The organism is Pseudonocardia oroxyli (genome assembly GCF_900102195.1).
In the GTDB taxonomy this organism is placed as follows: Bacteria; Actinomycetota; Actinomycetes; order Mycobacteriales; family Pseudonocardiaceae; genus Pseudonocardia; species Pseudonocardia oroxyli.
Genome location: NZ_FNBE01000002.1, coordinates 476700 through 488279, shown reverse-complemented (window position 1 = coordinate 488279; position 11580 = coordinate 476700). Strand labels below are relative to the sequence as shown.

The following is an 11580-nucleotide window of genomic DNA, read 5'->3' as shown; positions in this document are numbered from 1 at the left end:
GGCCACACCACGCACACCTCACAACCCCGTCCGAAACAGGCTGCCCTCGCAGCTACCCCGCCCGGAGACCGCCCTAATTCAGCAGTCTCCTAGGGGGTGTCTGATGGATCTCCGCCGAGTCCGCGGGGTTCCAGGTGGATGGCCCGCAAGGCCGAGGAGGGGCCGATCCCGGGGTGGGATCGGTCCCGACGAGAACGCCGCGGGGCGCCGCCTGGGGCCCGGCGGGCCGGCTGGAGATCCATCAGACACCCCCTAAGCTGCAGCGGTGCGTCTGGTCCTCGCCTCGGCCTCCCCCGCCCGCCTGTCGGTCCTGCGCGCGGCGGGCCTCGACCCGGTCGTGCGGGTCTCCGACGTCGACGAGGACGCCCTGCTCGCCGCGCACGCCGCCGCCCCCGCCGCGGAGAAGGTGACCCTGCTGGCCGGGGCCAAGGCGACGACCGTCGCGCGGACCTGCGAGGACGCCGGCGTCGTCCTCGTGGTCGGCTGCGACTCCATGCTCCACATCGACGGCGAGCTGGTCGGCAAGCCGCACTCCGCCGATGTCGCCCGGGAGCGGTGGCAGGCCATGGCGGGCCGCACGGGCGAGCTGGTCACCGGGCACGCCGTGCTGCGGGTCGTGGACGGGGAGATCGAGCAGGTCGCGGAGGGGCACGCCGTCACGACGGTCCGGTTCGCCACCCCGACCGACGCCGAGCTGGAGGCCTACCTCGCCACCGGGGAGCCGCTCGCGGTGGCGGGCTCCTTCACCCTCGACGGGCTCGGCGGCTGGTTCGTCGACGGCATCGACGGGGACCCGTCCAACGTCATCGGCATCAGCCTGCCGCTGGTGCGGCGGCTGCTGGGGTCCCTCGGGGTCTCCCCGACGGACCTGTGGACAACTCGGGTCTCCTGAGCCGTCGCGGCGGCGTCCGGGCGCGGCGCGGGACTACTGTCGCGGCCATGGCACCGACTGACCCGTCACCGAAGTTCGCCGAGTACGCGCACCCCGAGCGCCTCGTCTCCACCGACTGGCTCGCCGAGCATCTCGGCGATCCGGACGTGGTCGTGGTGGAGTCGGACGAGGACGTGCTGCTCTACGACACCGGGCACATCCCCGGCGCGGTGAAGATCGACTGGCACACCGAGCTCAACCACCCCGTGACCAGGGACTACGTCGATCCCGAGCAGTTCGCGCTGCTCTGCGGCGAGCGCGGGATCGCGCGCGAGAGCACCGTGGTGTTCTACGGCGACCGCAACAACTGGTGGGCCACCTACGCGCTCTGGGTGTTCCGGCTGTTCGGCCACGAGGACGTCCGGATCCTGGACGGCGGGCGGGCCAAGTGGCAGGCCGAGGGCCGCGAGCTGACCACCGAGCAGCCCAAGCCGAACCCGGTCGAGTACCCGATCGTGGAGCGGGACGACATCGCCATCCGCGCGTTCAAGGAGGACGTGCTGAGCCACCTCGGCGGCCAGCTCGTCGACGTGCGGTCCCCGGGCGAGTACTCCGGCGAGCTGCTGCACATGCCGGACTACCCGCAGGAGGGTGCGGTCCGCGGCGGGCACGTGCCCGGGGCGTCGAGCGTGCCGTGGGCGCGGGCGGCGAACGAGGACGGCACGTTCAAGTCCCGCGCCGAGCTGTCGGCGATCTACGAGGACGAGCAGGGCCTGTCCAAGGACGAGCCGACCATCGCCTACTGCCGCATCGGCGAGCGCTCCAGCCACACCTGGTTCGTGCTGTCGTACCTGTTGGGCTTCGAGGGCGTCCGCAACTACGACGGCAGCTGGACGGAGTGGGGCAACTCCGTGCGGGTGCCGATCGTGCAGGGTGCGGACAAGGGCTCCGTGAAGGGGTCGTCTTGACACTCCCCGCCCCACTCGAGGAGCTCGTCGAGGACTTCGAGGCGGTCGGCACCAAGGACAAGCTGCAGCTGTTGCTGGAGCTGAGCCAGGAGCTGCCCGCGCTGCCCGCCCGGTACGCGGACGCGGCGGACTCGATGGAGCAGGTCCACGAGTGCCAGTCGCCGCTGTTCCTCGCCGTGGAGGTGGACGACGACGCGGAGCGCCACGTCCACCTGTTCTTCTCGGCGCCGCCGGAGGCCCCCACCACCAGGGGTTTCGCGTCGATCATGCACACCGGGCTGGACGGCGAACCCGCCGCGACCGTGCTCGGCGTGCCGGACGACTTCTACACCGCCCTCGGCCTCACCCAGGCCGTCTCGCCGCTGCGCATCCGGGGCATGGCCGCGATGTTGGCGCGGATCAAGCGGCAGGTGCGGGAGCAGGTCGGGGACGGACAGGGCGGAGAACCCTAAGCCTTCGTCAAAACCGTTCCGCGGTGGCACGGGTCACCCCCATCCTGACGACGTCACGAGGTCTCACGAGGACCTCACGGGACAGGGGGTGGTCCGGTTGACGAACGACACCTGGGGGATCAGCGGCCCGACGTTCCTGGCGCTCTACAGCGCGCTGATCGTCGTCGTGCTGGTGGTGGGGCTGCGCGAGCGGCGGAGGCTCGCGCGGCCCGACCACCCGACCACCCCGCGGGACTGGGGCGAGCTGCCCCAGGAGGTCGCCTACCTGCACGGCGGCGCCGACCTCGCGGTCTACTCGGCGCTGAGCGCCCTCCACCAGGCCGGGGCCGTCCAGCCCGCGGGCAAGGGGATGGTGCAGGCGGTCGGGCGGCCCGCGCCGGACGCGTCGCCCCTCGAGCGGGCGATCCACGCCACGGCGGCCGTGCCCGTCGCCCCGCGGCGGCTGGCCTTCCACAGCGCCGTCGCTTCGGCGCTCACGACCATTCGCGCCCGCCTGGTGGCGGACGGGCTGCTGCTCACCCGCGAGCGGCGGGAGGCCGTGCGACGGGTCGGGTTCTGGATGCTCGCCGTGGTCCTCCTCGGGCTGGCGCGGATCGTCGCCGGGGTGGCGAACGCCCGGTCCGTCGGCTTCCTGATCGTGCTCGTGCTGCTCGCGGGCGTGATCAGCGTGGTGTGGCTCGCCCGCGCACCCGAGCGCACCGCGGCGGCGGCACCGTTGCTGGCCGACCTGCGCACCCGGTACGACACCCTGAACCCCGCGATGCGCCCGGACTGGACGGCGGGCGGCGCCCGCGCGGCCGCCGTGGGAGTGGCGGTGTTCGGGGTGGGCGCGGTGTGGGCATCGGCGCCCGCGTTCGCGGACGAGCTGGAGATGCAGAAGGCCGCCGCACTCGGCGGGTCGTCGGGCGGCGGGTACACCGGGTACGGCGGGGACTCCGGCAGCGCGAGCAGCTGCGGCGGGGGCGGCGGCGGTTGTGGCGGGGGCGGCGGCGGTTGTGGCGGGGGCGGCGGCGGTGGCTGCGGCGGCTGAGCTCCCGCCGCGCCGCGACGGGCTCCCGGCGCGGCAGAACGCGCTCCCGGTGCACGGCGTCGGCATCGGATGGCGGCCCGAGATCGCGCAGGTCGTGGCCGGGCTGCCCGGCCTCGGCTTCTGCGAGGTGATCGCCGAGGCGATCACTCCCGCAGCTCCGCCGCGTGGGGTGGCGGAGCTGCGGGCCCTCGGCACGGCGGTGGTCCCGCACGGGGTCCGGCTGGGGCTCGGGGACGCCGACGGGGTCGCGCCGGAGCGGATCGCCCATCTCGCCGCCTGCGCCGAGGCCGTCGAGGCGCCGCTGGTCAGCGAGCACGTCGCGTTCGTGCGGGCGGGTGGCCGCGAGGCCGGGCACCTGCTGCCGGTCCCGCGGACCCGGGAGGCCCTGGACGTGCTGGTCCGCGCCGTCCGGCAGACCCGGGACGCGCTCTCGGTCCCGCTCGCGCTCGAGCCCATCGCCGCCCTGTTCGACTGGCCCGAGGACGAGTTCACCGAGGGGGACTTCCTCACCGAGCTGCTCGAGCGGACGGGGGCGCTGCTGCTCCTGGACGTCGCGAACGTCTACGCGAACGCCCGCAACCGGGGGCAGGACCCGTCCGCGGTCCTCGACCGGTTCCCGCTGGACCGGGTCGCCTACGTGCACATGGCGGGCGGCGCCGAGCACGAGGGGCTCTACCACGACACGCACCTCGACCCGGTGCCCGCGGAGGTGTTCGCCCTGCTCGACGAGGTGCGCGAGCGGGGCGCCGCCCCCGCCGTGATGCTCGAGCGGGACGGCCGCTACCCGCCCGCCGCCGCCCTGCACGCCGAGCTCACCACCATCGCCGACACCGCCCGCCTCCCCACCCCCACACCCCGCGAGTCCCCCACCCCGGACACACGAGTCCCCCACCCGAGCCACGCGAGTCCCCCACCAGGAACCCATGAGTCGGACGGAGGCGCCCGCGAGTCGTCCACGTCGGCCCGCGCGCCGAACGTGCCGGCCCGGGAGCCGGACGTGCCGGCCCGCGAGCCGTCCCGGCCGGCTCGCGAGTCGGACGTGCCCGCTCGCGCGTCGGGCTCCTCGGGTCGTGGGGCGGGCGTCGCCGACCTCCCGCCCGGGGGCCGGCGATGAGCGGCGATCTCGCCGCTCGGCAGGCGGCCCTGGTCGCGGCACTCGTCGACGGTGCGGCGGATCCGGCGGGGATGGACGCCGCGCGGCTTCACGCGACCCGCACGGCGCTGCTGCGCAAGCGTTCCGGGCTCGCCGCCCGCGAATGGCCGCTCCTGGCCGCGGGCCTCGGCGCGGACTGGACGGCGTTCGCGGTCGCGGAGCTGGCGGGCCGGCCGGTCGCGGACGGGCTGCGGGACGGCTGGGTGCTGGCCCGCGCCGCCCGCGACCGCGGCCTCCTCACCGACGGCGCCGCACGTGAGCTGGCCGCGCGTGAGCGCGCGTACCGCTTCGACGGCGTCCGGCCACCGCGCCCGCGGCTGCGCAGCCGCCTCCGCCGGGGCCGATGAACGGTCAGCCGTGACCGCTTGATGACGGATGCCACATCCCGCGCGCTCTGCGTTCGCTGCGCGAACTCCTAGACTCCCCGGTAACCAACGCGTCGGCGCAACGGGGGTCGGCGGCGGACACACTGAGGAGACCGAAGTGCCGGCACTGCGCAAAGTCCTCGTCGCCAACCGCGGGGAGATCGCTGTCAGGGTGATCCGGGCGGCCAAGGACGCGGGCCTCGCCAGTGTCGCCGTCTACGCGGAGCCCGACCGTGACGCGCTGTTCGTGCGGCTCGCCGACGAGGCGTTCGCCCTGGGCGGCACCACCGCCGCCGAGTCGTACCTGGACTTCGACAAGGTCATCGGCGCGGCGAAGCAGGCCGGCGCGGACGGCATCCACCCCGGCTACGGGTTCCTGTCGGAGAACGGCGACTTCGCCCAGGCCGTGATCGACGCCGGGATCACCTGGATCGGGCCGTCGCCGCAGTCGATCCGCGACCTGGGCGACAAGGTCACCGCCCGGCACATCGCGATGCGCGCGGGCGCACCGCTCGTGCCCGGCACCGCCGACCCGGTGCAGGGTGCGGACGAGGTCATCGAGTTCGCCAAGGAGCACGGCCTGCCGGTGGCGATCAAGGCGGCGTTCGGCGGCGGCGGGCGCGGGATGAAGGTCGCGCGCGAGGAGAAGGACATCGCCGACCTCTACGAGTCGGCGGTCCGCGAGGCCACCGCGGCGTTCGGGCGGGGCGAGTGCTTCGTCGAGCGCTACCTGGACAAGCCGCGCCACGTCGAGACCCAGGTCCTGGCCGACACCCACGGCAACGTCATCGTCGTCGGCACCCGGGACTGCTCGCTGCAGCGCCGCTTCCAGAAGCTCGTCGAGGAGGCCCCCGCGCCGTTCCTGACCGAGGAGCAGCGCAAGACGCTGTACGACGCGTCGAAGGCCATCGTCAAGGAGGCCGGCTACTACGGCGCCGGCACGGTGGAGTTCCTGATCGGCCAGGACGGGCTGATCACGTTCCTCGAGGTCAACACGCGTCTGCAGGTCGAGCACCCGGTCTCGGAGGAGACCTCGGGGCTGGACCTGGTGCGCGAGCAGTTCCGCATCGCCGAGGGCCTCGAGCTCAACCTGCTCGAGGACCCCGAGCCGCGCGGGCACTCCATCGAGTTCCGGATCAACGGCGAGGACGCGGGCCGCAACTTCCTGCCCGCGCCGGGCACCGTGGAGTCGATCGCCTACCCGGCGGGTCCCGGTGTGCGGGTGGACGCCGGCGTGGAGGCCGGGTCCGTCGTCGGCGGGCAGTTCGACTCGCTGCTGGCCAAGCTGATCGTCAGCGGTTCGGACCGCAACCAGGCCCTGGAGCGTTCGCGGCGGGCGCTGGCCGAGTTCCAGGTCACCGGCATGGCCACGGTGCTGGAGTTCCACCGGCTCGTCACCGCGGACCCGGCGTTCACCGCCGAGCGCGAGGAGGACTTCACCGTCCACACCCGCTGGATCGAGACCGAGTGGAACAACACGGTCGAGCCGTTCACCAACCCGGCCGAGGCCGAGGAGGACACCGCGCCGCGGCAGAACGTCGTGGTCGAGGTCGGCGGCAAGCGCCTCGAGGTCTCGCTGCCCGGTGACATCTCCTTCGGCGGCGGTGGCGGTGGTGGCGCGGCCGCGAAGGCCAAGCCGCGCAAGCGCGCCGGTGGCGGCGGCGGGGCGAAGGTCTCCGGCGACGCGGTGACCGCGCCGATGCAGGGCACGATCATCAAGGTCGCGGTCAACGACGGCGACACCGTCTCCGCGGGCGACCTCATCGTCGTCCTCGAGGCCATGAAGATGGAGAACCCGGTCACCGCGCACAAGGACGGCACCGTCTCCGGGCTGTCCGCCGAGGCGGGCTCCACGATCTCCCAGGGCGCCGTCGTCTGCGAGATCAAGGACTGATTGACGCGTCCCCGCCGGGGCGGTTGAATCCTGGACTGCCAGGTTCGACCGTCCCGGTCGTCGTCACTGCACAAGTACACAGCGAACGAGACGCACCCGTGTGAGTCACCCACGGGGCCCGGTTCTCCGCCACGCGGACACGGACCGCGCCGCGGATCCGTCCGACCCGAGTCGCCTCGGCGCGGACACGTCCTCGTCGGTTTTCGAGCACAGGATCCGTCATGCCCCCCGAGTTGCACGTCACGACACACCTCCACACCGACGGGCCCATCCCGGGTCCGCACTCCCTGCTCACCCTGACGGCCGCGGCACACACCGCCGCGGGCGTCCCGATCGGCACGTTCACCGTGAACCTGCGGGAACTGCCCGGCGCCACCCTGCATCCCGCGTCGTTGCAGGACTGGCGCACGAAGGCCGAGGAATGGCTCTCCACCCGGCGAGCCTCCAAGCCCCCGGCCCTCGCGACGATCGCGTTCACCCGCTGGGTCAGCCGTCTGCCCGGCAGGCCGGTGTTCGTCGCCGAACCCGAGGCCTACCTGTTCGTCTACTGGTACGCCCAGCGGTTCACCGACGGCTGGCCCTTCGTGGGGACCCTCCCCCCGGAGGCGGTCGCCGACCGCTCCGCCGCCGCTCGCTCCTGCACGTTGCCCTCCTGCCGCGCGCAGCCGGCCTCGGCAGGCTGAGCACACGGTAGGGACGTCCGATGCCCCCGGGGACACCGTCCTCCGGGGGCCTCGGCATGTCCCGAGCCCGCCACCGCTCAGCGGCCCGGGCGCACCTCGGGCCGACCGAGCACCGCACCGCCGACCCCCGCGACCACGGTGATCCCCGCCAGCAGGATCGCGACCAGGCCCCACCCCGAGATCAGCAACCCGACCCCCGCGGACACCGCCCCGATCGCGAGCCCGGCGCGCGGCACGGCGGCGCCGTCGAGCCGCCTGGTGGCGAGCTTCGCGGCGAGCGCGGTCAACCCGAGCGCGAGGACGGCGCCCACCCCGGGAGCGGCGGGGAGGACGGCGAGGACGAGAGCACCGACGACCTGCGCGCCGACGCCGGCCGCGACCACCGGCAGGACCGGCACGCGGGTGGGAACAGGAGTGGTCATGGCGTCCACGGTCCGCCACGCCCGTGCGCGGCGGATCCGGGGAAACCCCGAGGCGACCCCGAGGTCAGCGGGACGGGCACGCCCCCGTCGAGCTCAATCCAGGTCGGAGTGCTGCATGAGCTGGCGGCCCGCCTCGGTGATGGAGCCGGACAGCGACGGGTAGACGGAGAAGGTGTGCGCCAGGTCGTCCACTCCGAGCCCGTTCTGCACGGCCAGCGCGATGGGCAGGACGAGCTCGCTCGCCACCGGCGCGACCACGACGCCGCCGATCACCACACCGGTCGCCGGGCGGCAGAACAGCTTGACGAACCCGCGGCGCAGCCCCCGCATCTTCGCGCGCGGGTTGGTGGACAGCGGCAGCATCACGGTGCGGGCCGGGACCTCGCCCGCGTCGATCGCGCGCTGGCTGATGCCGACGGTCGCGATCTCCGGCCGGGTGAAGACGTTCGAGGCGACGGTCCGCAGCCGGATCGGGGCCACGCCCTCGCCCAGGGCGTGCCACATCGCGATCCGCCCCTGCATGGACCCGACGGACGCCAGCATCAGCAGGCCGGTGCAGTCGCCTGCGGCGTAGATGCCGGGCACGGACGTCCGCGACACGCGGTCGACCGGGATGAACCCGCCGCGGTCGGTCTCGATGCCGATCTTCTCCAGGCCGATGTCCCGGGTGTTCGGCACCGAGCCGACGGTCATCAGCGCGTGCGAGCCGCGCACGACCTGCCCGTCGGCGAGGGTGACGACGACCTCGTCCCCGTCTCGCAGCACGGACTCGGCCCGGGCGTTCGGCAGGATCGTGACCCCGCGCTCGGCGAAGACGTCCTCCAGCACGGCGGCGGCGTCCGCGTCCTCGCTGGGGAGCACGCGGTCCCGGCTGGAGATCAGCGTGACCTTGCAGCCCAGCTCGACGTACGCGGACACGAATTCGGCGCCGGTCACCCCGGACCCCACGACGACCAGGTGCTCGGGCAGCGCGGGCAGGTCGTAGAGCTGCCGCCAGGTGAGGATGCGCTCGCCGTCCGGTCGGGCGGAGTCGAGCACGCGGGGTGTGGCACCCGTCGCGATCAGGACGGTGTCCGCGTGCAGCTTCTCGACGGTGCCGTCCGGCAGGCGCGCCTCGACCGTGTGCGGCAGCCGCCCGGACGTCTCGTCCAGGAAGGACGCATGACCGTGGATGATCCGCACGCCCTCGGACTCGACGCGCGCCCGGATGTCCGCCGACTGGGCCTGGGCCAGCCCCTTCACCCGGTTGTTGACCTTGAGCAGGTCGACGCCCTCGGTGTCGCGGTCCAGCAGCACCCCGAGGTCCTCGGCGCGGTGCAGGTCCACGCGCACGGCGGCGGAGGAGATGAAGGTCTTCGACGGCACGCAGTCGTGGATCACGCACGCGCCGCCCATGCCGTCCGCCTCCACGACGGTGACGTCACTGCCGTGCTGTGCGGCGACCAGCGCGGCCTCGTACCCGGCGGGTCCGCCGCCCATGATGACGATGCGGGTCACGTCGTCCCCTCGATGTGGTGGTGTCGGGTCAACCCTAGGCCGTGCCGACGGTCACCCGCCTGGTGGTCGCCGTTACCCTGTCCCTCGTGCCGCTCTACGCCGCCTACGGGTCGAACATGGACCCCGCCCAGATGAAGGAGCGCGCTCCGCACTCGCCGATGGCGGGCACGGGGTGGCTGATGGGGTGGCGGCTGACCTTCGGCGGGGAGGACTACGCCTGGGAGGGCGCACTGTCCACGGTGGTCGAGGACCCCGACTCCCAGGTCTTCGTCGTGCTCTACGACGTCCCGGACCACGACGCCGCCCAGCTGGACCGCTGGGAGGGTGGCGAGCTGGGTCTGCACAAGAAGCTCCGCCTCCGGGTCCAGACCCTCGAGGGCAGCGCCCTGGCCTGGATCTACGTGCTCGACGCGTACGAGGGCGGCACCCCGAGCGCCCGCTACCTCGGCGTGATCGCGGACGCCGCGGAACAGGCGGGCGCCCCTGACGACTACGTCACAGAGCTGCGCAACCGCCCCAGCCAGAAGAGCTCCTGACCCGCGAGTCCGACACCCCGGTCACCGCGGCGTCCCCACCCGCTCCCGATGTCGGCGCGCCTGGAGCACTCCCGGTGCCCCGGCGTCTCGACGGAGCGGACCGACCGACCGCCGCCGAAGTCGTCCACAGGGCCGAACACCTGTGGACAACCTCGTCCGACTCACGGGTCAGTGGGACAGGGCGGCCAGAGCGCTGTTGACCAGGACGCGGACGCCGAAGGGCAGGGCGCGCTCGTCCAGGTCGAATGTCGGCTGGTGGATGTCCTTCATGGGGCCCACCCCCGACCAGACGCCCAGCCGGGCCATGGCCCCGGGCACCTTCTCCAGGTACCAGGCGAAGTCCTCGCCGCCGGAGGACTGCTCGGTGTCCGCCGCGGCCTCCATGCCACCGGTGAGGATGGCGGCGTCCCGGAGGATGCCGGAGCTGTCCGCCTCGTTCACCACGGGCGGCACGCCGCGGACGTAGTCGATCACGTACCCGACGCCCAGCGGCGCGAGCACGGCGGCGACCAGCGACCGGAACTTCTCCTCGACGACCGTCCACGTGGCGTGGTCCGCGGTGCGCAGCGTGCCGCGCAGCACGCCGTGCTGCGGGATCGCGTTCGCCGCCGCGCCGGACTGCACCGCACCCCAGACCAGCACCGTGCCGGAGCGGGGATCGACCTGGCGGGTGAGGAGCAGCGGCAGCTGGGTGATGAGCAGCCCCAGCGCCTCGACGAGGTCCGCGGTCAGGTGCGGGCGGGCGGTGTGGCCGCCGGGCGAGGTCAGCCGGATCTCCACGACGTCGCACGCCGAGGTGATCGGTCCGACGCGGGTGCCCAGCCTGCCGACCTCCAGGCGCGGGTCGCAGTGCAGCGCGAAGATGCGCTCCACGTCCCCCATCGCCCCGTCCGCGACGACGTCCAGGGCCCCACCGGGCTGGACCTCCTCGGCGGGCTGGAACACCAGCCGCACGCGCCCGGGCAGGGACGGCGCCGACGCCAGCGCGAGGCCCGCGCCCAGCACCATGGCGGTGTGCGCGTCGTGTCCGCAGGCGTGCATCACGTTGGGCACGGTGGACGCGAACGGCAGCCCGGTCTCCTCGGGCAGCGGGAGCGCGTCGAGGTCGGCGCGCAGCGCCACGCAGCGGTCGCCGCGGCCCACGTCGCAGACCAGGCCGGTGCCGCCGGGCAGCGTGCGCGGCTCGAGACCGGCGGCCAGGAGGCGGCGGGCGATCAGGGCCGTCGTACGATGTTCGTCGCGGCCGAGCTCGGGTACGGAGTGCAGCGACCGGCGCACGGCGACGACGTCACCGCGGTGGGCCTGGAGCCACTGGTCGAGCCAGGCCGGGCCGGTGCCCGCGCCGAGGTCGGCGACCACGTCGTCGTCACCCCCGGCCGCGAGCTCGGGGTGCGCCTCGAGAAGGGTCACCGGGCACCGCCCGGGACCGCCTCCGAAGAGCTCTTCGCTCTGTCCTGCATGCACCCATGGTGCTCACCCGGACAGCGGTGTACCAACCCGAAACCGGGAGTTCACCGGGTATCCGCGCCGAGGGGTCGGTGATCTGCTGCGGGCGGACGACCATCCCGTGACGAGCGGTTGCCGTCGGCTGCGACGAACGGGCGGACCCGCCGTTCGGCGTGTCCAACGGGGCTGCACAGCGTTGTCACCCGGTCACGTGAAGCGACCGTTTACGCAGGTCAATGCCCCCGACGACGGACCCCGAGTCA

Annotated in this window: 12 protein-coding genes; 9 read left to right on the top strand and 3 right to left on the bottom strand. The window is 73.7% G+C overall.

Annotated elements, in window-relative coordinates:
- Positions 1-265: 265 nt before the first annotated feature.
- The 8 genes from BLS43_RS05015 (at position 266) to BLS43_RS04980 (ending at position 7416) form a co-directional block, all read left to right on the top strand.
- Positions 266-892 (top strand): Maf family protein, encoded by a 627-nt coding sequence (locus tag BLS43_RS05015; RefSeq protein WP_093077331.1) that lies wholly within the window; start codon positions 266-268, stop codon positions 890-892.
- Between the two features lie 47 nt (positions 893-939).
- The gene (locus BLS43_RS05010; protein ID WP_093077328.1) at positions 940-1839 is read left to right on the top strand and encodes a sulfurtransferase; all 900 of its coding nucleotides are present in this window, start codon (positions 940-942) and stop codon (positions 1837-1839) included.
- Positions 1836-2291 carry a SufE family protein gene (locus tag BLS43_RS05005; RefSeq protein ID WP_093077325.1) on the top strand — a complete coding sequence of 152 codons (456 nt, stop codon included), beginning with the start codon at positions 1836-1838 and terminating at the stop codon, positions 2289-2291. Before BLS43_RS05010 ends, BLS43_RS05005 begins: the two co-directional genes overlap by 4 nt.
- Before the next feature lie 97 nt (positions 2292-2388).
- Positions 2389-3321: a TIGR04222 domain-containing membrane protein gene (locus BLS43_RS05000; protein WP_176921166.1), complete on the top strand. Its 933-nt coding sequence runs from the start codon at positions 2389-2391 to the stop codon at positions 3319-3321.
- The gene (locus BLS43_RS04995; protein ID WP_218129703.1) at positions 3305-4435 is read left to right on the top strand and encodes an MbnB/TglH/ChrH family RiPP precursor modification enzyme; all 1131 of its coding nucleotides are present in this window, start codon (positions 3305-3307) and stop codon (positions 4433-4435) included. The genes BLS43_RS05000 and BLS43_RS04995 overlap by 17 nt, the downstream gene beginning before the upstream one ends.
- Positions 4432-4821, top strand: a complete 390-nt coding sequence (locus tag BLS43_RS04990; RefSeq protein ID WP_093077316.1) for an SCO6045 C-terminal-like domain-containing protein — start codon at positions 4432-4434, stop codon at positions 4819-4821. Before BLS43_RS04995 ends, BLS43_RS04990 begins: the two co-directional genes overlap by 4 nt.
- A gap of 136 nt (positions 4822-4957) precedes the next feature.
- Complete coding sequence (locus BLS43_RS04985; protein ID WP_245707294.1) at positions 4958-6733, top strand: acetyl/propionyl/methylcrotonyl-CoA carboxylase subunit alpha; 1776 nt, start codon at positions 4958-4960, stop codon at positions 6731-6733.
- 221 nt (positions 6734-6954) lie between these two features.
- Positions 6955-7416 carry a hypothetical protein gene (locus tag BLS43_RS04980; RefSeq protein ID WP_093077310.1) on the top strand — a complete coding sequence of 154 codons (462 nt, stop codon included), beginning with the start codon at positions 6955-6957 and terminating at the stop codon, positions 7414-7416.
- Between the two features lie 77 nt (positions 7417-7493).
- On the opposite strand, the gene BLS43_RS04975 is transcribed toward BLS43_RS04980, so the two are convergent.
- Together BLS43_RS04975 and BLS43_RS04970 are read right to left on the bottom strand one after the other, a co-directional pair.
- Entirely contained in the window at positions 7494-7838 is a 345-nt protein-coding gene (locus tag BLS43_RS04975) for a hypothetical protein (RefSeq protein WP_143029942.1), read from the bottom strand.
- Positions 7839-7931: 93 nt separating this feature from the next.
- Positions 7932-9335 (bottom strand): NAD(P)H-quinone dehydrogenase, encoded by a 1404-nt coding sequence (locus BLS43_RS04970; protein ID WP_093077305.1) that lies wholly within the window; start codon positions 9333-9335, stop codon positions 7932-7934.
- 86 nt (positions 9336-9421) lie between these two features.
- Here BLS43_RS04970 and BLS43_RS04965 point away from each other — a divergent pair, with 86 nt between their 5' ends.
- Complete coding sequence (locus tag BLS43_RS04965) at positions 9422-9871, top strand: gamma-glutamylcyclotransferase family protein (RefSeq protein WP_093077510.1); 450 nt, start codon at positions 9422-9424, stop codon at positions 9869-9871.
- A 168-nt stretch (positions 9872-10039) separates the two neighbouring features.
- Here BLS43_RS04965 and BLS43_RS04960 read toward each other — a convergent pair whose 3' ends face one another.
- Positions 10040-11281 (bottom strand): amidohydrolase, encoded by a 1242-nt coding sequence (locus BLS43_RS04960; protein WP_093077302.1) that lies wholly within the window; start codon positions 11279-11281, stop codon positions 10040-10042.
- Positions 11282-11580: the final 299 nt, after the last annotated feature.